Annotated in this window: 16 protein-coding genes; 5 read left to right on the top strand and 11 right to left on the bottom strand. The window is 70.6% G+C overall.

Annotated features, from left to right (window positions below):
• Positions 1-224: 224 nt before the first annotated feature.
• Both AB0K03_RS28650 and AB0K03_RS28645 read right to left on the bottom strand, forming a co-directional pair.
• The gene (locus AB0K03_RS28650; protein ID WP_364690810.1) at positions 225-3,185 is read right to left on the bottom strand and encodes a UPF0182 family protein; all 2,961 of its coding nucleotides are present in this window, start codon (positions 3,183-3,185) and stop codon (positions 225-227) included.
• Positions 3,186-3,295: 110 nt separating this feature from the next.
• A complete protein-coding gene (locus tag AB0K03_RS28645; RefSeq protein ID WP_364690807.1) occupies positions 3,296-4,324 on the bottom strand; it encodes a PDZ domain-containing protein in 1,029 nt (342 codons plus the stop codon).
• Positions 4,325-4,414: 90 nt separating this feature from the next.
• Between AB0K03_RS28645 and AB0K03_RS28640 the strand changes: the two genes are divergently transcribed.
• Positions 4,415-5,659, top strand: coding sequence for a zinc-dependent metalloprotease (locus tag AB0K03_RS28640; RefSeq protein ID WP_364690804.1), 1,245 nt, complete (start codon positions 4,415-4,417; stop codon positions 5,657-5,659).
• 105 nt (positions 5,660-5,764) lie between these two features.
• Here the strand turns inward: AB0K03_RS28640 and AB0K03_RS28635 are convergent, their stop codons facing one another.
• Positions 5,765-6,361 carry a hypothetical protein gene (locus AB0K03_RS28635; protein ID WP_364690801.1) on the bottom strand — a complete coding sequence of 199 codons (597 nt, stop codon included), beginning with the start codon at positions 6,359-6,361 and terminating at the stop codon, positions 5,765-5,767.
• Between the two features lie 75 nt (positions 6,362-6,436).
• Positions 6,437-6,970, bottom strand: coding sequence for a M48 family metallopeptidase (locus tag AB0K03_RS28630; RefSeq protein WP_364690798.1), 534 nt, complete (start codon positions 6,968-6,970; stop codon positions 6,437-6,439).
• A 650-nt stretch (positions 6,971-7,620) separates the two neighbouring features.
• Here AB0K03_RS28630 and AB0K03_RS28625 point away from each other — a divergent pair.
• The 3 genes from AB0K03_RS28625 to AB0K03_RS28615 all read left to right on the top strand — a co-directional run bounded on the left by AB0K03_RS28625 (position 7,621) and on the right by AB0K03_RS28615 (position 10,923).
• Positions 7,621-7,782, top strand: coding sequence for a DUF5679 domain-containing protein (locus AB0K03_RS28625; RefSeq protein ID WP_015625326.1), 162 nt, complete (start codon positions 7,621-7,623; stop codon positions 7,780-7,782).
• Positions 7,783-8,015: 233 nt separating this feature from the next.
• Positions 8,016-9,572, top strand: a complete 1,557-nt coding sequence (locus AB0K03_RS28620) for a PqqD family protein (protein ID WP_364690795.1) — start codon at positions 8,016-8,018, stop codon at positions 9,570-9,572.
• A 4-nt stretch (positions 9,573-9,576) separates the two neighbouring features.
• Positions 9,577-10,923 carry an AarF/ABC1/UbiB kinase family protein gene (locus AB0K03_RS28615; RefSeq protein ID WP_364690792.1) on the top strand — a complete coding sequence of 449 codons (1,347 nt, stop codon included), beginning with the start codon at positions 9,577-9,579 and terminating at the stop codon, positions 10,921-10,923.
• Between the two features lie 1,087 nt (positions 10,924-12,010).
• On the opposite strand, the gene AB0K03_RS28610 is transcribed toward AB0K03_RS28615, so the two are convergent.
• From AB0K03_RS28610 to AB0K03_RS28600, 3 genes are all read right to left on the bottom strand, one after another.
• The gene (locus AB0K03_RS28610) at positions 12,011-12,373 is read right to left on the bottom strand and encodes a WhiB family transcriptional regulator (RefSeq protein ID WP_199511532.1); all 363 of its coding nucleotides are present in this window, start codon (positions 12,371-12,373) and stop codon (positions 12,011-12,013) included.
• Positions 12,374-12,514: 141 nt separating this feature from the next.
• A complete protein-coding gene (locus AB0K03_RS28605) occupies positions 12,515-12,829 on the bottom strand; it encodes a hypothetical protein (RefSeq protein WP_364690788.1) in 315 nt (104 codons plus the stop codon).
• Between the two features lie 118 nt (positions 12,830-12,947).
• On the bottom strand, positions 12,948-15,101 hold the full coding sequence (locus AB0K03_RS28600) for an ATP-dependent DNA helicase UvrD2 (protein WP_364690785.1): 2,154 nt from the start codon (positions 15,099-15,101) through the stop codon (positions 12,948-12,950).
• Between the two features lie 80 nt (positions 15,102-15,181).
• Here AB0K03_RS28600 and AB0K03_RS28595 point away from each other — a divergent pair, with 80 nt between their 5' ends.
• Positions 15,182-15,424 carry a mycoredoxin gene (locus tag AB0K03_RS28595; RefSeq protein ID WP_364690782.1) on the top strand — a complete coding sequence of 81 codons (243 nt, stop codon included), beginning with the start codon at positions 15,182-15,184 and terminating at the stop codon, positions 15,422-15,424.
• A gap of 196 nt (positions 15,425-15,620) precedes the next feature.
• Here the strand turns inward: AB0K03_RS28595 and AB0K03_RS28590 are convergent, their stop codons facing one another.
• The 4 genes from AB0K03_RS28590 to AB0K03_RS28575 all read right to left on the bottom strand — a co-directional run bounded on the left by AB0K03_RS28590 (position 15,621) and on the right by AB0K03_RS28575 (position 20,211).
• Entirely contained in the window at positions 15,621-16,502 is an 882-nt protein-coding gene (locus AB0K03_RS28590; protein ID WP_364690780.1) for a phytanoyl-CoA dioxygenase family protein, read from the bottom strand.
• 102 nt (positions 16,503-16,604) lie between these two features.
• Entirely contained in the window at positions 16,605-17,591 is a 987-nt protein-coding gene (gene nudC, locus AB0K03_RS28585) for an NAD(+) diphosphatase (RefSeq protein WP_364690778.1), read from the bottom strand.
• Positions 17,588-18,907: a pitrilysin family protein gene (locus tag AB0K03_RS28580; RefSeq protein WP_364690775.1), complete on the bottom strand. Its 1,320-nt coding sequence runs from the start codon at positions 18,905-18,907 to the stop codon at positions 17,588-17,590. Before AB0K03_RS28580 ends, nudC begins: the two co-directional genes overlap by 4 nt.
• Entirely contained in the window at positions 18,904-20,211 is a 1,308-nt protein-coding gene (locus AB0K03_RS28575) for a pitrilysin family protein (RefSeq protein ID WP_364690772.1), read from the bottom strand. The genes AB0K03_RS28580 and AB0K03_RS28575 overlap by 4 nt, the downstream gene beginning before the upstream one ends.
• Positions 20,212-20,313: the final 102 nt, after the last annotated feature.

Genomic DNA, 20,313 nt, shown 5'->3' with positions numbered 1-20,313 from the left:
CGCCGCCAACCCAAGAGCCCGGAAGGAAGCGCCCGCCGAAACGCCGGCACGCCCCCAAACCGAAGAGCCCGAAACGGAAGCGCCCACCGAAAACGCCGCGGCACGCCCGCCAACCCAAGAGCCCGGAACCAAAGGAACCCCCGCACGCCCGCCGAAGCACGACCCCCGAAACGGAAGCGGCCCGCCGGGAGAACCCCCGGCGGGCCGCGTACAACCAGAAACCGTCACCCACCACTGGGCGTAGGCGCCGCCGCTGAAGGTGGCGTCGAGGCCGGCGTCGACGACGGCGCGGAAGGTCCGGCCGACGGCGCCACCGCCGGGTTGGCCGCCTTCTGCGCGTTCTGGAAGTTGGTCATCGCCGTGTCGAGGGCCTGGAGCGCCTGGCCGTACCGGGCGAAGTCGCCGGACTGCTGGGCCGCCTTGACGTCCGCGATGGCCTTGTCGAGGTCCGCCGCCGCCTGGGTCAGCTGGCTGCTGGTGGCCGGTGGCTGCGTTCCGGACGGCGGATTGGTGTTCTGTGAGGAGGCCGGGGGCTGCTGATTCTTGCCCTGCGCCACGAGCGCTTTCAGGCCGTCCTGGAGGTTGTTGGCGAGCACGACGTACGTGTTGCCGTCGCCGTACGACATCAGGACCTTCTGCAGCAGCGGGGCCGCGTTGGCCTGCTGGCCGCTCTTCACGTACACCGGTTCGACGTAGAGCATGCCCTGGCCGACCGGCAGCGAGATGAGGTTGCCGTACAGCACCTGGGCCTGGTTGTTCGTCTGCATCAGGTTCAGTTCCGGACGCACGGTGTTGTTGTTCGCCATCCGTTGATGGACCTGCGCCGGGCCCGGGATCGCGGTCTCGTCCGGCAGTTCGAGGATCTCCAGCCGGGGTTTGCCGTCGACGTACGAGCCCGAGATCATCGCCGCCAGGTTCTCCCGGTTGCTCGGGGTGACCGCCGAGGTGAGCTGGAACCGGGTGGCGTCCTGCCCCGGCAGCTGCACGTTGAGGTAGAACGGTGGCTGCTTCTTCTGCTCGGAGCCGTCCGGCGTGTTGGGCACCGCCCAGAAGTCGTTGCCGGTGAAGAAGTCCGCGGGGTCGGTGACGTGGAAGCGGGTCAGCAGGTTGCGCTGCACCTTGAACAGGTCCGCCGGGTAGCGGAAGTGCGCCTCCAGCGACGCCGGGATCTGCGCCTTCGGGGTGATCAGGTCGCCGCCGAACGCCTTGTTCCACGCCTTCAGCACGGGGTCCTGGTCGTCGAACTCGTAGAGCGTGACCGTGCCGTCGTACGCGTCGACGGTCGCCTTGACCGAGTTGCGCATGTAGTTGACGTTGTCACGGGCGAGCGCGAACGTGCCCCGGTTGGTGAGCTCGTCCTGCGTCTCCTCCTGCAAGTTGATCCGCTGGGCGTACGGGTACGTCGCCGCGGTCGTGTACCCGTCGAGGATCCACTTGATCCGCCCGTCGACGACGGCCGGGTACGGGTCCCCGTCGATGGTCAGGAACGGCGCGACCTTCTCGACGCGCGAGCGCGGGTCGCGGACGTACATGAGCCGCGACTCGTTGTTGACCGCGTCCGAGAGCAGGAAGTTGCTCTCGGTGTTCTTGATCGCGAAGACCAGCCGGCGGAAGAACGAGCCGATCGGCACGCCGCCCTGCCCGTCGTAGGTGTAGCGCTGCTCGGCGTTGCTGTCCGTGGGCTGCGGCCGGTCGAACTCGACGTTCTTGTCCTTGTCGGTCTGACCGACGATCGCGTACTCCGTGGACTGCTCGCCGTAGTAGATGCGCGGCTGGTCCACCTTGATCTGCTCGGTCGGCGACGAGCAGTTGGCGGTCTGCGCGCCGCCACCGAGGAAGCCGGAGACGAAGTACGGCAGCCCGCCGCAGGACTGGTTGGCGGGCGCCGCGACCAGCCCGTACCCGTGGGTGAAGACGGTGTGGCGGTTGAGCCAGTTCTGCTGCTGCTGGGTGAGCGCGCGGTCGTTGATCTCACGGACGCCGACGACGTAGTCCTGCGTCTTGTCGGCCACCGTGTAGCGGTCCACGTCCAGCTTGGGGCCGAAGTCGTAGAAGCCGCGGACCTGCTGCGACTGCGTGAACGCCTCGGAGACCAGCTGCGGGTCGATGACCCGGATGTTCTGCGCGCTGGAGTTGGTCGCCAGCGCGGCCGGTGGCACGACGCTCTGCGCGCCGTACGGGGTCACCTGCGTGTCGCCGAGCCCGAACGCGGCACGCGTGGCCTGGATCGACCGCGCGATGTACGGCGCCTCCTTGTCCGCCAGGCTCGGCTGGACCTGGAAGTTCTGCACCGCCAGCGGGTAGATGCCGCCGATCGCCACCGCGGAGATCGCCAGCAGCGCCAGCGAGACGCCGGGCCAGACGAGGTTCCGCATGACCGCGTTGGAGAACACGATGATCGCGATGGCGACCACGATCGAGATGTACGCCAGGATCTCCTTGGCGGGCAGCAGCGCGTTGACGTCGGTGTAGCCGGCGCCGTAGAGGCCGGGCGACACGTGCTGCTCGAGCAGCAGCGCCCGCCGGTCGAGGATGTACGCGACCGCCTTCAACAGCACGAACACCGCCACCAGCGTGGTCAGGTGGGCCCGCGCGGCCGAGGTCATCCGGTCGCCGACGCCCTGCAGCCGCACGCCGCCGAAGACGTAGTGCACGGCGAGCGCGCCGATCACCGACAGCACGACCGCGGTGAAGCCCACGCCGAGCAGGTAGCGCAGCAGCGGGTAGTCGAAGACGTAGAAGCCGATGTCCACGTTGAACTGGGGGTCCCGTACGCCGAAGGGCTGGGAGTTCTGGAAGAGCATCCAGTCCTTCCAGCGGCTCTGCGCGGACAGGCCGGAGAAGAACCCGATGACGATGGCGACGACCGCGATCCATGTGCCCAGCCGCGGCTGGATGACCATGCGGTAGCGCTCGAGGGTGGCCTGCTCGGCCGAGTGCGGTCGCAGCAGCGGCCGCAGCCGGTACGCCAGATAGAGGTTGCCCGCGATGATCAGCGCCATGGCGAGGCCGATCGCGAGGAAGAGCAACAGCCGGGTCACCAGGACGCCGGTGAAGACCTCCGTGAACTTGACCTCGTCGTACCACAGATAGTCGGTGTACGCGTCGATGCCCCAGCCGAGCAGCGTAAAGAGAAGGAAAACCCCTACCAGGACGCCGACGGTCACGCGACCGCGCCGGCTCATCCTCGGTAGAGGACTGTTACGCATGACCACCGTGAACCCCACTAAGTTTTCAAGACCGGTTCTTCACTTTAGGGTGTTGCGTCGTTCCGCTCTGGGTGCCTGTGGACAAGTCATTTGGCCGTGCACGGCTTGGGTGTACCGCCGCTGGTGAACGTCTGCAAGGCGGTGAGGGCGTCATCCACAGTCGCGACCTCCGCCATCGGCAGGCCCGGCACCGCGTTACGCAGCGCCTCGGCACAGTTGTCGATCGGGACCAGGAAGAGCTGGGCGCCGGCCTCCTTGGCGCCGACGAGCTTCTGCGGGATGCCGCCGATGGGGCCCACGTCGCCCTCGTCGTCGATCGTGCCGGTACCCGCGATGATCTTGCCGCCCGTGAGGTCCTCGGGCTTGAGCTTGTCGATGATGCCGAGGGTGAACATCAGCCCCGCGCTCGGGCCGCCGATCTCGTCGAGGTCGATGGTCACGGTGAAGGGGTGCGGCTGGCGCTGGTCGATGCCGACGCCGATGCGCGGCTTCTGCCCGCTCTCCAGATTCTCCGAGACGATCTTCACAGTCCCGGCCTTGCCGTCCCGGGTGTAGCCGATGGTCAGGCTGGTGCCGGCGGGCTTGGACTGGATGAGCTCGGTCAGCTTCGCCGGTCCGGTCACCGCCACGCCGTCGACCGAGGTGATCACGTCGTCCTTCTGCAACCGCCCCTTCGACGGCCCGCCCTGCGTCACCTGCGTCACGTACGTCTGCACCGGATACCCGAGCTTGCGCAGCGCGACGGTCTCGGCGCTCGTCTGCGAGGACTTGAACTCCTCGGCGTTCTGCTGTTCCACCTGCTGCTCGCTGCGGTCCGGCGGGTAGATGAGGTCGCGCGGCACGACGGCTTGCTCGTCGCTGAACCAGCCACGGATCGCCCAGACCAGTTCCACGCTGGGCTGCACCCCTACGGTGGTCAGCCGGAGCTGACCCTTACTGGTCGAGGTGGGGGCCTTCGTCACCTGGATGACTTCTTTGCCGTTGTCCGATCCGAGGGTGTTCACGGTCGGTCCGGGCTTGAGAACCACGTACGGCAGGGGAAAGGCCATGACTCCGACTGCCAGCAGTGCGGTGATCAGGGCGCCGAGGATGACCGTGACACCGCGACGTCTCATGCGCGTGACCGTACCAACCGACCCTGAGTTCTCTCTGAGCTGACACCGGCATTGGTCCCACCGGGCCTTGACGCGCGTACCGTTGAGGACGTGCCTGATATCCCGTTCGGCTTCAGCCTGCCGGGCGCCCAGCCGCCCGATCCCTCCGACCCGCAGCAGATGCAGCAGTTCATGAATCAGCTGCAGCAGATGTTCGCCGCGCCCGGAAGTGGCCCGGTCAACTGGGATCTGGCGCGCCAGGTGGCCGCCAGCCAGCTGAGCGCGACCGGTGACCCGTCGGTGAACATGTACGAGCACAACGCCGTCTCCGAGGCCCTGCGCCTCGCCGACCTGTGGCTCGACCCGGCGTCCGCGCTGCCCTCGGGCATCCGCGACGCGACCGCCTGGAACAGGAACGAGTGGGTGTACAACACCCTCGACGTGTGGAAGAAGCTGTGCGACCCCATCGCGGGCCGCATGGTCGGCGCCATGGGTGACCTCGTTCCCGAGGAGGCCCGCGCCCAGCTCGGGCCGATGCAGTCGATGGTCGCCACGCTCGGCGGCGCGCTCTTCGGCGGCCAGCTCGGCCAGGCGCTGGGCCAGCTCGCCGCGGAGGTGCTGTCGGCCGGCGACATCGGCCTGCCGCTCGGCCCCGCCGGCACCGCCGCGCTCATCCCGTCCAACATCAAGACGTACGGCGACGGCCTCGAGATTCCCGAGGACCAGGTCCGGCTCTACGTGGCGCTGCGCGAGGCGGCCCACCAGCGACTGTTCCAACACGTGCCGTGGCTGCGCGCGCACGTGCTCAGCGCGGTGGAGACGTACGCGAACGGCATCACGGTCAACCGGGAGGCGATCGAGGAGGCGATGAGCCGCGTCGACCCGACCGACCCGGAATCGATGCAGGCCATGGCGCTCGAGGGCATCTTCACGCCGGAGGACACGCCGCAGCAGAAGGCGAGCCTCGCCCGCCTCGAGACGGCGCTCGCGCTCATCGAGGGCTGGGTCGGCCACGTCGTCGACTCGGCGGCCGGCGACCGTCTGCCCTCCGTCGCGGCGCTCAGCGAGGCGTTCCGGCGCCGCCGCGCGGCCGGCGGCCCGGCCGAGCAGACCTTCGCGGCGCTGGTGGGCCTCGAGCTGCGTCCGCGCCGCCTCCGCGAGGCGGGCGCACTGTGGGCGGCCGTCACGGAGGCCCGCGGCGTGCAGGGCCGCGACGCCCTGTGGGACCACCCGGACCTGCTGCCCACCGACGAGGACTTCGCCGACCCGCAGAAGTTCGCCGCCAGCCGGCTCGACTGGGACATCTCCGAGCTCGACAACCTCGGCAAGGACGACGGCGAAGAGTCAAATTCCTGATGTCGTATCTCGGTGGGTGGTGCGGACCGCAACTCCCGTCGAGGCCGGGGCCGGGGCCCAGCATCCGCTGGCCCTGGCCCCTTCATTCTGCGTGAGTGGTGAAGATCAACCTCCGAGCAGCATCCGGGTGTTGTCCCAGCCCTCCAGGCCCATGTCGAGCGTGGCCAGGTCGGCCGGCCCGCGCAGCCGGCGCCACTCGGGCGTCGACTCGACCAGGCTCGGCTGCGGAGCCGTCCGGCGCAGCGTCATCGGCGTGGCGTCGTCCAGGTCGGTATCCGCCAGCCACTCCGGCACAGGCAGCGCCGCGGCGACCGCCAGCACCCCGCCTCCCGGTCCGGCCGGTGCCACGGCCACCGGCTTGCTGCCCAGCGGCCGCAGCAGCTTTCCCAGGATCATCCCCGGCACGTCGGCAGCATCCGCGGCCAGGACGGCGCCCTGCTCGTACCCGTCATCGGCCGCCCGCCGCAGCACCGTCAGCACCGTCGCGGTCGGAACCTCGTAGATCGGCATCCCGGGCCAGGCGATCTCCCGCGCGAGGTCCATGTCCTCGGCGACGGCCGCGACGGCGGGCTCGGCCTGCGCCAGCCGCGCGAGAAGGTCGACGACGTCCTCGGCGAGGGCGGCGCGCCACCTGCTGAGCTCGACGCCGGGCGGGCTCCAGGTCACCGGGTTGAGCAGGGCCACCACGACGCGTCTGGTCACGCCCGCAGACTAGTCGCCACCGTGCGCGAACTCTCGCCGCTCCCGCCCCATCAGCCGTCTTCCCGCACCGCGTAACTAGTCGTCGGCGAGGACCAAGCCGGTGGCGGCAGAGATGCCCTCGAGGTAGCCCCGCGCCCGTTCGGCCTTCGGATAGCGGTTGACCAGCTCCCAGAAGGTGGCGTTGTGGCTCGGCACGACCAGGTGCGCGAGCTCGTGCAGCAGCACGTAGTCGATGACCCAGTCCGGCATCTCCTGGATGCGGTGCGAGATGCGGATCGTGCCGTCGTCCGGCGTACACGAGCCCCAGCGACCGTTCTGGTTGGTGACCCACCGCACACTGGCCGGGACCACGAGCCGCGCATGGTCGGAGAGATATCGCGCGGTGAGCCGCTGCGCGCGGGCGAGCAGCTCCCCGTCCGTACGCTGAACGCGCTCCTCACGGGCGGCCAGCCGCTCCAGCATCCGCGCGACCCACTCGGTCTCCTCGGCACGCGAGAACCGGTCGGGAATCAGGACGACGACGCGCTCGCCCTCGCGGTACGCAGACACCGTGCGACGACGGCGCTGGCTGCGCCGCACTTCGACGACAGGCTTGCGCGTCCTGGCCATTACCGGCCTGCGCAGCCCAGACTGGGGTTCACATTGCGACGTTAATCCGTCAGGGCCAGGTGGCCGCAAGGGTACGGCAAACGACACGCACCCAAAATGTGAGCTTCGCCCCAGATAATCCGAAAATATTTTGCAAGCCTGCACCATGCAGCCCGGAGTCACCCCACGCTATACACCCCCAGTGTCACCACCACAGGCACCCCCGAAACCTCCGAACCCCGACGATCTCGTACGAGCTCTCGTCCTCACCGGGGATTCGTCAGCCCTCCTCGTAGCCCCGAGCTTCCCGGCCACCGGATCGCCATCTCATGCTTCTCCCGGGGCACCTCGTGCCTGACTGTCTGTTTTCTACGTTTCCGAGAGCTTCGTCGGCGTGTCTGCCTGAATGTTCCGGAAAAGAAGCATTCTGACCGGCAGACTCACGACGGCGACGACACCGTCGACGCCGCGCTGACATGGAAATGGCCGGACCTGGGTAGTGACCGCCCCGAGCGGGTGGCCACATCCACGTGGTCGCGGAGCGGTCCAGCGCCGAACACAGATCGCGGCCTGCCGCCGCGAGCAGGGACCCCGGCGGGTCCAGGTCGTGAGGACCTGACCGCGCCGGGACCAGCGGGCCGACCCGGCCGACAACATGACGAGGAGGAACCGTGGCCGACAACACGTACAACGGCTATTGCGTGAAGTGCAAGGAGAAGCGCGACTTCCAGGGGACTGTCGAGGTCTCGAAGACCGGCATGAACATGGCCAAGGGCAAGTGCCCGGTCTGCGGCACCACGGTGAACCGCATCCTGGGCAAGGCCAAGGCCTGACCGGACGCGCTCGACGGTGGGGGCGGCCACACGGCCGCCCCCACCGTCGTCCCGGCCCGTGACTCACCCGGGAGGGGCATAACCGTGTTTGCGCCACAACGTTGAGTAGTTATCCACGCGTGAACCATCCCTGTGGATAACTCGCCCCAGCTTGTGGACAGCCGAGCACGATCGATCGCGGCCCTGTGGACAACCACATCCCTCCGCGCAGGCACCGTGACACCCTGTCACGCATGAGCCGCCCCCTGCTGCCGACGCCTCAGCCCTTGACGCCCCGCTCGGCCCCACGGCGTTCTCCGCTGCCCCGCCCCACCCTCGTGCCGGGCCTGCGCCGCATCTGGCGGGACGCCCGGACCGTGCAACTGGGCACCCATCCCAATCGCGCCTTCCTGCTGGACCTCCCCGATCCTTCGGCCGCGGCGCTGCTCGACCTCCTCGACGGCTCCCGCCCGGAACGCTCGATCCTGCGCCACGCCGGAGCCCTCGGCATCTCCCCCGACGAAGCCCTGGCCCTCCTCGACGCGCTCCACGAAGCGGGCCTCCTTCTGCCGGCACCCACCCTGTACCCGGCCGCCCTCGATGACGACACCCGTCGGCGCCTCGCCGGCGAGGCCGCCGCCCTCGCCCTCCGCCCCACGCCGCGACTCCCAGCCACGTCACCTCCCCCGCCGCTGACCGCCCGATCCGCACCCGCCTCGCCCAACGCCCGCCCGCGCACGCCGTCCGCTACCTCATCCGCCGCCTCGCCCACCACAGGCCCGTGCACACCGCCGGCCGCCCCACCCGGCGCCGGCCCCATGACTCCGGCCGGCGTATTGCGCCGCCGCCGGGCCGCCCGGGTCGTCGTCACCGGCCGCGGCCGGCTCGCCGCCGGCATCGCGGTCGCCCTGGCCGAAGCCGGCATCGGCCACGTCCACGCCGACGTACCCGGAACGGTCACCCACCACGACCGCCCCGGCAGCCCACTCCGCGACACCGACCTCGGCCACCCGCGCGCCGAGGCCATCGCGGCAGCCATCCGCCGGGCCGCCCCGACAACGGAGACCCGACCGGTACGCCGCGGCGGCGCCTCCCTGGTCATCCAGCTCGAGTACGACCAACCGGTAGCCCTCCTGGCCGCCGGCTACGCCCAGCGGCGCCAGCCGTACCTGCCGGTCGCCATCCGCGAGGCGGTCCCGATCATCGGCCCGCTCGTCCCCGCACCGGGCGTTCCCTGCCTGAACTGCTTGGACCTGCACCGCCGAGACCGCGAAGCCCAGACAGCCCTCGGCCACAACCCGAGAGTCGCCGAAAGTCCGCAACCGTTCCCCGACCCGGCCCCAGCGGCCAGCAGACTGCCTACCGCCGGCCCTCCCGCCGCCGGCCCACCCCCTGCCGCCAGCCCACCCCCATCGGCCAGCCCACCTCCTGCGACCAGGCCATGGTCCGCGGACGGCCCCGCTGTCGCCGGCGGCCAGGCCCTTTCCGTCGGTCCTGCCACTCCGGGCAGCCCCGTCACGGCCGGCCCCATCCCCTGGGCGCATCAGGCGGGATCCGCGGAACCGTGCGCCGTCGCGACCCTGCTGGCCGCCACCGGCTACGCCGTCGGTGAGGTCCTCGCCTTCGTCGACGGCGACCCTCCCACGACGCTCGGTGCGGAGATCGAGATCAGCTCCCCCGGCGGGATCCGCCGCCGGAGCTGGACCTCTCATCCCGCCTGTTTCTGCACGCCGAGGCGGTCGCCGGTACGCACGTCCAGGGCCGGGCCACCCGTCCAGGGCGGTCGATCGGCTTTTTCTCGGTCACAATGATCTGGTGACCGACATCCCGCGCCGTGCGGCGTCCCGCACAGCCAAGCTCGCCGCCCTCCCCCTCGGCTTCGCCGGCCGTACGGTGCTGGGGCTCGGCAAGCGGGTGACCGGGATCGCCACCGACGTCATCTCCGCCGACATCCAGCAGCGCACCGCCGAGCAGCTCTTCAGCGTCCTGGGGCAGCTCAAGGGCGGTGCCATGAAATTCGGGCAGGCGCTGTCGGTCTTCGAGGCGGCGATGCCGGAGGAGATGGCGGGTCCCTACCGGCAGGCTCTCACCAAGCTGCAGGAGGCCGCTCCGCCGATGCCGGTGGCGAGCGTGCACCGGGTCCTGGCAGAACAGCTCGGTGCGGACTGGCGGGACAAATTCGCCGAGTTCGACGACAGTCCGGCCGCGGCCGCCAGCATCGGGCAGGTGCACCGGGCAGTCTGGAAGCTTCCGCCGGCGCGCAAGGGCGCCCGGCCCAAGACGCTGCCCGTGGCCGTCAAGGTGCAGTATCCGGGGGCCGGCGAAGCGCTGCTCGCGGACCTCAAGCAGCTGGGCCGGCTGGCCGGCATGTTCAAAATCATCCAGCCCGGCATGGACATGAAGCCGCTGCTCGCGGAGTTGCGCGAACGGATCACCGAGGAACTCGACTACGCGATGGAGGCCGAGACCCAGAAGGCCTTCGCGGCGGCGTACGCGAACGACCCGGAGATCTTCGTCCCGCGCGTCGTCGCGTCGGCGCCGACGGTGCTGGTCACCGAGTGGGTCGACGGCACGCCGCTGTCCCGCATCATCAGCGACGGCACGGAGCCGGAACGCGACGAAGCCGGCCGCCTCATGGCCATCCTGCACTTCTCCGCCCCGGCCCGCGCGGGCCTCCTGCACGCCGACCCCCACCCGGGCAACTTCCGCATCCTGCCCGACGGGCGCCTCGGCGTGATCGACTTCGGCGCGGTGGCCCGCCTCCCCGACGGCCACCCCGAGCCGATCGGCCGCCTGGTCCGCCTCGCCCTCGACGGCGACGCCCAGGCGGTCGCCGACGGCCTGCGCGACGAGGGCTTCATCAAGCCGGACGACGAACTGGACGCCCAGGGGGTCCTCGACTTCCTGCGCCCGATGATCGAGCCGGTAGCGGTCGACGAGTTCCGTTTCACCCGCAGCTGGATCCGCTCCGAGGCCGCCCGCCTCTCGAACCCCCGCTCGCCCGCCTTCCAGCTGAGCCGCAAACTCAACCTGCCGCCGTCGTACCTGCTCATCCACCGGGTCACGCTGGGTTCCATCGGCGTGCTCTGCCAACTCGAGGCGAAGGCGCCGTACCGGTCGATCCTGCAGAAGTGGCTGCCCGGCTTCGCCCCGGTGCCGTGACACGACCCCGACGCAACAGGACATAGCCGAACATCGCGTTGGCCGACCCGCCGCCCCGATTCCGTTTCCGCACTGCTATCCGAAACGGCGCGCGACACCGCGCTGCTTCGTACGGTGGACGCGAAACCCGCCCCAGAAGAACGCGTACGAGGGGGAAGCGTGCGGAATAGAGACTTTTTCATTGACCCGTGCAGGACGTTGGCTGATATCGCTTTCTTGCGCCGCCATCAGAGACGCGACCGACTCGGCCGCGTTGACGCCCGGGACGCGCTGCCCGCTCAGCTGCCGACACCCCGCCCCTGCCGACGAACGTCCCGCTCAGCTGCCCGCCCTGCCCTGCCGGCGACATCCCGCTCGGCTCCTGAATCGGACGAGGCGGAGCCGCGTACTGCCGCCACCTGCGTGATCTCTAGCGCAGACGCGCATCCGGACACGCACCTGCGCACCCTCCGCGGCAGCCGCCCTCATCCGGTGAGAGGCCATCGCCGGGCCTTGCCCTGATGCCGATGGGGTCCGGTGTGGCATCGGGCGTCGCGGGCTGCGCACGTCCGCCGGCCGGTCGGCGCCAAGGTCGCCGTGCTGGCGGCGCAGCTTCGAATCGTTTCTTTGGACCAACCCACACGCGCGACGACGTGCGTGGTTCCGGCGAAACTCATCCCGCGCGACGGAATAGCGGCGCGACGCGGTGCGGTCACGCATCACAGCCAATCCTGCCGTCGTGAAGTAAACCGCACAGCACAGGTGTGGAAACGACGCGCCCCAGTCGGCCCGGAGCCCGACGCCGACGCGCGCACCGCACAGGAGTGGATATAGAAATGGCCCCGCCCGCAGCCGGTGGCTGCGGGCGGGGCCGTCGTAGGGGTCCTCGTCGCGTCAGAGGCGTCCACCCAGTTCCCGCGCCGCGCGGTGGCGGGCGGTGATGGCGATCTGACGTGCGGGACGGTGCGCCTCAGGGTGCTGGTCGGCCTGAGGCCGACGCATTCGTGCTCGGGAGAGCGCTTCTTGGATGAGTTTCACCTTCGGGGCTCCGTTCGGGCTCATGGCTACGTCTTCCGTCTTCCGGTAGGGGGTGGTGAGGGTGGTCATGTCAGGCCGCCAGCCGGACCGAGTTGCGGGTCTCGACGCCGCTGGCAGCGAGCCGCTCCTCCACTTCGACCGCGAGTTCGGCGTCGCGGGCCACGTCGACCTTCCGCGGACGGCCACGGGGCCGCTTGCGGGGGACGACCGCGCCGCGCTCGAAGATCTCGCCGCCCCAGACACCCCAGGGCTCCGCTCGCTCGACCGCGCCGGCCAGGCACTCGACGCGCAGCGGGCAGTCCCCGCAGAGCGACTTGGCCAGTTCCAGCTGGGCCGGGGAGTCCGAGAACCACAGGTCCGGGTCGAACTTCCGACAGGGCAGGTTTGCCTCCATCTCGACGCTCACGTCGAGGGGGGCCAGCGCCAGACTCATAAAGCCCGGTCACCTCTCTCTTTTCTCGATCTTCTGGATCGTGATGCTGGTCGCGCACCGGCCGGTGAGCCGGCAAAAAAGTAGGCCGCGGATCCCGGTTACGGGTTCCGCGGCCTCGAGGTGAGCCGGAGGTCTGATCGCTCAGACCGGCCTTCCTCGAGGCGGGACACCGTCGGCACCATCCGTCAGACGACGCTTCATGCCGTTGCTGCCCACGAACCCAGTGGTCCCGTAGCTTCCATCGACGGACGCCAGGATCCGGACCAGCTCGGCCTGGATCTGGACCTGGTGCGCCTGCGAAGCCGGGGCCCGCTCGACAGCCGGCGCCGCCACGGTGACGGATTCCGTCGCAAGGACGGACTTCGCCACGGACGCGGAGACGGGCAGCCAGGAAGCGGACGGAGTGCAGACAGCAGGCAGCGTCGACGGTCGCTCGATCGTGTAGTTGAGCTTCATCGGTGCCACCTCCTCCATCGCCTTGCACTCGTGGTGAAACCCCGTTGAGCATGCCGCTCGCCAAGGTGTGACCTGAGGCTATGCCGTCCTCGCAAGCGAGGGCAAACGAATTAACGCACTAGTTTTCAAAGTTTTCTGAGGACCCCTCCGGAGACACCTCGGCGGGGTCCGCGCCGGCGACCAGAGCGAACACGGCGGCGCCGTACTGGCCGAGCTTGCGGGGGCCGATGCCGGCGATGGCGAGGAGCTCGGGCGGGGTGCTGGGCCGGCGTTCCGCGATGGCGACGATCGTGGCGTCGGTGAACACCACGTACGCAGGGACTTTCTGCTCGGCGGCGGTCTGCGCGCGCCAGGCCTGGAGCCGCTCGAACAGCTCCTCGTCGATGTCGGACGGGCACGTCGGGCAGCGGCCCAGTTTGCGGTCGGCGCCGGCGAGGAGGGTGGCCCCGCAGATGCGACAGGAAACCACCTGCGCGCGCCGGGTGACGGGTTTCCGACTGCCCCCTCCGGCCTTCTCGAACGTGCGGTGCCGCGTGTCGGTTAGCTGCGGCAGGAAACGACAGGGGCGCCGGCTGCGGCCGCCCGACGAGCGGGATTGACCGTACGAGAGCCAGAGCCACTGCCGTGCCCGGGTGACGCCGACGTAGAGCAGGCGCCGCTCTTCCTCCAACTGCTCGGGGGTTTTCGCGTACGTGGTGGGCAGCGTGCCGTCGGCGAGCCCCACGAGGAACACCGCGTCCCATTCGAGGCCCTTCGCGGAATGCAGAGACGCCAGGGTGACGCCCTCCACGGCCGGGGCGTGCTGCTGCTCGGCGCGCCGGGCCAGCTCGTCGTTGAACGCGGACAGCGACACGTCGCGTTGCACCGCCCCGGCCTGGCCGATCGGCAGCACGTCGGGGCTGCGCTCGTACTCCTCGGCGAGGGTGACGATCGCGGCGAGCGCCTCCCACTGCTCGCGTTGCGCGCCGCCCGGCGGGGGCCGGTCGCGGGCCCAGCCGGTGGCGGAGAGCGCGTCGACGACGGCCTGGACCAGCGGGGTCTCGCCCGGCGTGGAGCGCACGGCCGCGCGCAGGGCGATCATGGCCTGGCGCACCTCGGCGCGCTCGAAGAAGCGTTCGGCGCCGCGGACCACGTACGGCACCTCGGCCTCGGCCAGCGCCTTCTCGTAGGTCTCGGACTGCGCGTTGGTGCGGAACAGCACCGCGATCTCCCGCGGCGGGGTGCCGGCGGCGATGAGCTCCCGGCAGCGCTTGGCGACGGCGACCGCCTCGGCCGACTCGTCCGGGAAGATCTTGAGGTCGGGCTCGGCGCCGGGCGGCCGCTGCCCGATCAGCTCGAGCCGCAGCTTGGCCTCGGTGCCGCGGGCCTGCCGGATCACCGCGTTGGCGAGGCCGACCACCTGCGGGGTGGAGCGGTAGTCGCGGACCAGGCGCACCACGACGGCCTCGCGGCGCTGACGGGGGAAGTCGACCAGGTACGACGAGGTGGCCCCGGTGAACGAGTAGATGGTCTGGCTGGCGTCGCCCACCACGGTCAGGTCGTCGCGGCCGCCGAGCCAGGCCTCCAGCAACCGCTGCTGCAGCGGGTTGACGTCCTGGTACTCGTCGACGACGAAGTGCCTGTACTGCGAGCGGACCTGGTCGGCGACGTCCGGGTGCTCCTCGATGCCCCAGACCGCGGCGCGCAGCATGTCCTCGAAGTCGATGACGCCCTGCCGCCGCTTGAGCGACTCGTACGCGGCGAACACCTCGGCCACCTTGGCGGCCTCGTACGGCGGCTCGCGCAGCGCCTTGGTGGCGGCGACGACGTACTCACCCGGCTCGACGAGGGACGACTTGGCCCATTCGATCTCGCTCGCCAGGTCGCGCGCGGCGGTGCGGTCGGCCCGCACGCCGGCCCTGGCGGCCGCGAGGGCGACCAACCGGGCTTTGCTCTCCACGAGCTCGGGCATCGCCCGGCCCTCGAGCAGCCGCGGGGCGAAGTAGCGCACCTGCCGCAGCGCGGCGGCGTGGAAGGTGCGGGCCTGCACCCGGCCGGCGCCGAGCCCGGTGAGGCGCGCGCGCATCTCGGCGGCGGCCCGGGCGGTGAAAGTGACGGCGAGGACGTGCCGGGGGTCGATTTCGCCGGAAAGCGTTCGATATGCGATGCGGTGGGTAATCGCTCTGGTCTTACCGGTGCCGGCCCCGGCCAGGATGCACACCGGTCCCGCGGGAGCGGTGACCGCCCGGCGCTGATCGGGGTCGAGCCCGGCAAGAACGCGTTCCGCTGTCACAACCGGGAATCATGGCACCCGGGTCCGACGTTTCGTCGGATGGCGTAGTGCCATGTGACCTCTGCGAAGGGACCATACCGATGCTGACCATGTACTCGACGCCCTGGTGCGGCTACTGCCACCGGCTCAAGTCGCAGCTCGACCGAGAGGGCATCGCGTACGAGGTGATCGACATCGAACAGGATCCGGAGGCGGCCGACTACGTGATGAGCGTGAACGGCGGCAACCAGACGGTCCCGACGATGCGATTCGTCGACGGCACCGCGATGACCAACCCGTCGATCGTCCAGGTCAAGCAGCACCTGGCGAGCCTGTCCGCCTGACGGCGACGAAGCGGGCCGCTCCCGGAACCCGAGGGCGGCCCGCTTCTGTCCGTACCGGCGCCCCGCCCGTGGCGGCGGGCGAGGGCCGGTGGTCTGTGGTTCGGCGCCCCGCACCCCGTCCGGGGCGGCGGGCGAGGTGCGGGGACACATGGCGGAGCGGGCTCGGCGGGGAGAGAGCCGGCCGGCCCGCCCCGGGTCAGGGGATGAGCGCGGGGATGCTCGAGTCGAGCAGGCCCTGCCGCTTCAGCTCCACGTACAGCGGGGTGGTCTCCGGGTAGTGCCCCCAGGCGTGGTCGCCGCTGCCGTCACCCGCGCCGCCGAGCAGCTGCCGCTGCACCGGGTTGAACGTCTCCCACTCCGGCGTGTTCGGCAGGTCGGCGACCTCGTCGCGGCCGGCGACCCAGCGGTACGTGTACCCGAAGAAGGCGCCCATCCGGGTGATCGGCGAGTAGTTGTCCGAGCGCGCGTGCCACAGCCGGCGGTCGAAGACGACGAGGTCGCCGGGGTTGGCGGTGATCTGCAGGGCGCCCTCGGGCTGCGGCCACGGCACGCCGCGCGACGGCGGGCCCGGCAGCCAGTTGGTGAGGTGGCTGCCCGGCAGCACGGTGAAGTTGCCACGGCCGGTCTCCGAGACGTCCGAGAGCCAGTACGCGAGCTTCACCGACATCATCGGCCGCGGGTCGGTCTCGAGCTCGCGGTTCTGCCGGCCACCGTCCTGGTGCCAGTGCCACCAGTCCTTCTGCCGCTCGTGGATCTGCGGGTGCACGTCGACGTGCGAGTGGTACACGTGCACGTTCCAGCCGAGCAGCGACCAGATGTATTTGAAGGCCTTGGGGTGGTCGAGCAGGAAGGCCAGCTCGGGGTTGTTCGTCACCGCGGACAGCTGGTGCAGCGCGCCGGTGGGCCCGAGACCTCCTTCCCGCGCCGCTTTCTCCTTGGAACGCAGAATCGCGGTACGCGCGACCGCGACCTCGTCCTCGTTGAGAACACCGGGAATGACGAGGAAACCGTCGCGCTGGAACTGCGCGCGCTCGTCAGCGGTCATCGGGGCCCAGGTCTGCTCCGCAAGCAGCGACATGCCACTACCACCTCTCGTTTCTGACTTCCCAGACGCGAGAGCCTGCCCCGATGGTTGCTAATTCCGTGTGAAGAACCTTCTGATTAGAGAAATGTGAATCCCTTATCGGGCCGAATCCCCCAACCATCGCTCAATCAGATAAAAAGCGATGGAGGCGCGCATGGGCAGATTCATCCGTACGCCGCTCGCCTCGTCTGCGAAGTCTCCGGCGATCATCCGGGCGATGTCGGTGCGGGTGAACCACCGCGCCTCGTCGATCTCCTCGGGGTCGAGCGCGAGCGCCTGCTCCCGGTCGGCCTCGGCGGTGTACCCGAGCATCAGCGATCCCGGGAAGGGCCACGCCTGGCTGCCCTCGTACACCACGGAGCGGAGCCGGACGCCGACCTCCTCCCGAACCTCGCGGACGACGGCGGCCTCGGCCGACTCGCCGGGCTCGACGTAGCCGGCCAGGCAGGAGAACCGCCGGACGCCGTCGACGGCCGGCCAGGCGGCGTTGTGGCCGAGCAGGCAGCGGCCGCCCGGCCCGGCGACGCCGTCGTGCACCAGCACGATCATCGCGGGGTCGGTACGCGGCCACATCTGCCGTCCGTCCTCGTCGACGCGCGACCAGCCGGCCTCCACCACCCGGGTGGGCTGCCCGGAGCGGGGCGAGAACCGGTGTGTGGCGTGCCAGTTGCCCAGCGCCGCAGCCGTGGTGAAGATGCCGGCGTCGCGTGGGTCGAGCCGGTCCCCGATGTCGCGCAGGTTGCGGGCCTCGGCGCCGGCCGTCTCGGGCAGCGGCGCATCGACGGCGAAGATCGGCGCTCCGGCCGGGTCGACGCCGAGGAAGAGGCGCTCGCCCTCGGGTGCCTCCGAACCGCCGACGAGCACGAGCGACGGCTTCTCCCCGTCGGCGCCGGCGATCAGCGCCCGGCCGCCCTTGGCGATGTCGATCACCAGGACGAGGCCGCTCTTCCACGCCTCGGCGAGCCAGGCCTCGTCCTTGCGGCGGTGCGCGGCCCGGTCCAGGCTGGTCCGCGCCAGCGGCGGGCCGTCGAGGCCGGGCTGCTCGCCGACGTCCGGCTGTTCCTCGTGCGCCGGGCCGGTCACGCGACGCCGCGCTCCACGCTCGTCAGGGCGGACAGCTGCCCCTCCACCTTCTCCGCGTCGCCGAGCACGACCGACACCGCCCGCGCCGGCGCGAGGTAGCGGGCCGCCGCCTCGGCCACCTGCTCGCGGGTCGCCGCCGCCAGCGCCGCCGAGTGCTCGGTGAGGTAGTTCAGCCGCAGCCCGAAGCTGGCGTAGATGCTGGCCAGCCCGGCGAGCCCGGCCTGCGTGGACATGCCGAGGCGCAGGGTGCCGAGGGCGTACCGGCGGGCCTGCTCGAGCTCCTCCTCACCCGGCGGCAGGCTGGCGATGCGGCCGAGCTCGTACAGCGTCTCGAGCAGCGCCGGGCCGGTCACCTCGGTGGCGACCTCCGCCGCAACGATCAGCGAGGAGCCGGCGACGAAGTGCTCGATGGCGGTGTGCGGGCCGTACGTGTAGCCCTTGTCCTCCCGGATGTTCTCCACCCACCGCGAGGAGAAGTAGCCGCCGAAGACCATGTTCGCGAGCTGCAGCGCCGCGTAGTCGGGATCGGTGCGCGGCACGGCCGGCAACGCCATCCGCAGCGACGACTGGACCGATGCCGGCCGGTCGACCAGCAGCAGCGGGCCGGGCTCGAGCGCGGGCGTCGGCGGCACGGTGCCGTCGCGGCCCGAGCCGATCCAGCCGCCGAGCGCCTTCTCCGCCGCGTCGATCGCCTTCTCGACGTTGATGTCACCGACGAGCACGAGCACCGCACCCTCCGGGCGGACCCGGTCGGCGTGCAGGGTGCGCAGCTGCCCCGGGCGTACGCCCTTGACCTGCTCGGGCTCGGGGGTCTGGACCGCGTACGGGTGCTTGCCGTACATCCGCTTGAGCAGCGCCGTACGGGCCAGGTGCGCCGGCTGGCTCTGCGCCACCTGGATGTGGTCGACGAGCCGGTCGCGCTCGGTGCCCACCTCCTCGGCCGGGTACGCCGGGTCGGTCAGCACCGCGGCGAGGATCTCCAGCATCCGGTCCAGCCCGGCGGCGAGCGAGTTGCCGGTGATGAGCAGCCGGTCGGGGTCGAGGCCCGCGGAGAGGCCGCCGCCGACCGCCTGCAGCTCGGCGGCGATGTCGATACTGGACATCGTGGCCGTTCCGGTGAACAGCGCCTGGGACAGCAGGGTGGCCCGGGCCAGCGGGGCACGCCCGAACGGCACCCGCAGCCGCAGCTCGACCAGGGGCACCGCCGGGCGCCGGATCGCGATGACGGTCAGGCCGCTGCTGAGCGTGCGCTCCGCCTGCTTGGGCAGCTTGATCTTCGAGTCCGGCACGAGGTCCGGCAGGGTCTTGACGCTCACTGGTGTGCTCCCGGGACGACCTCGACGGTGGCGCGGCCCTCGGGCCGCAGGGTGGCGGCGGCCGCGACGACCTGCGCCTCGGTGACCTCGCCGACGAGCCGTGGCAGCTCGTTGAGCAGCTCCGGCCTGCCGCGCTGCAGTTCGAGCACGGCCATCGGCAGGGCCCGGCCGAGCACCGCGTCGGTGTCGCGCAGCAGGTGCGTCGCCATCCGGGCCTGGGTGCGGGCCAGCTCGCCGGGCGCAAGGCCGCCGGTGGCCAGCCGGTCGAGCTCCTCGTCGACCACGCGCAGCACCTTGCCGGTGTCGCCGCCGGGCGGCATGTGCGCCTGCAGCAGCAGCGCGGTCGGGTTGCGCACCTGGTATTCGTCGCCCATGAAGCCGATGTAGCCACCGATGCTGGTGACGATGCGGTCGCGCTGCACGAGCCGCTCGACCAGACGGGACGCGTCGCCGTCGGTGAGGACCTCCGCGAGCACGACGTACGGCAGGTAGCCGGTGAAGTCGGCGATGGGGTCGGGCACCCGGTAGCCCGCCGCGACCGCGGGCAGCGGCGCGAGCCGGTCGACGTAGCTCTCCCGGCGCTCGGCGGTCAGGCCGGCCTCGGCGAAGTCCGGCAGCTGCGGCCGGGGCCGGGCCGGAACGTCGCCGAAGTGCGCCTCGATGAGCTTGGTGGTGGCCGCCACGTCGAAGTCACCGGCGACCGCGAGCGTCGCGTTGCCCGAGGCGTAGTACTTGGCGAAGAACTCCTGCGCGTCCTCGACGGTGGCGCTCTCCAGGTCGGTGAAGGAGCCGTAGCCGTCGTGGGCGTTCGGGAACGTCTCGAACATCACCGGGGGCAGCTTCAACCAGGGGAAGCCACCGTACGGGCGGTTGAGGACGTTGACCCGGATCTCCTCCTTGACCACGTCCACCTGGTTGCGCAGGTTCTCCTCGGTGAGCCGGGGGCCGCGCATCCGGTCGGCCTCGAGGAACAGCGCCCGTTCCAGGGCGCCGGCCGGGAGCACCTCGAAGTAGTCGGTGTAGTCCAGGTGGGTGGAGCCGTTGAAGCTGCCGCCGGCGCCCTGCACATGCCGGAAGTGGGCGAGCTTCTCGAGGTTTTCCGAGCCTTGGAACATCAGGTGCTCGAAGAGGTGGGCGAAGCCGGTGCGACCCTCCGGTTCGGACCGGATGCCGACGTCGTAGACGACGGCCACGCCGACGACGGGAGCGCTGCGGTCGGGCGTGAGGACCACCCGCAGGCCGTTGTCGAGGGTGAATCGTTCGACCGGATATTTCGTCGCGGGGATCTTCACTGTGCGGGCCACTCCCAGAATCTATCCCGCCGCTGCGGCATCCGACGGGTACGCCCGGTCACCACGTCGACGCTCGATGCTAGCTTCGCCTAGCAGTGTCCGCGACGCCAGAAA

Origin of the sequence: Actinoplanes sp. NPDC049316 (assembly GCF_040677315.1) — a bacterium.
Taxonomy (GTDB): domain Bacteria; phylum Actinomycetota; class Actinomycetes; order Mycobacteriales; family Micromonosporaceae; genus Actinoplanes.
Note: the sequence above shows the minus strand (reverse complement) of the source record. Positions and strands in the feature narration are given on the sequence as shown.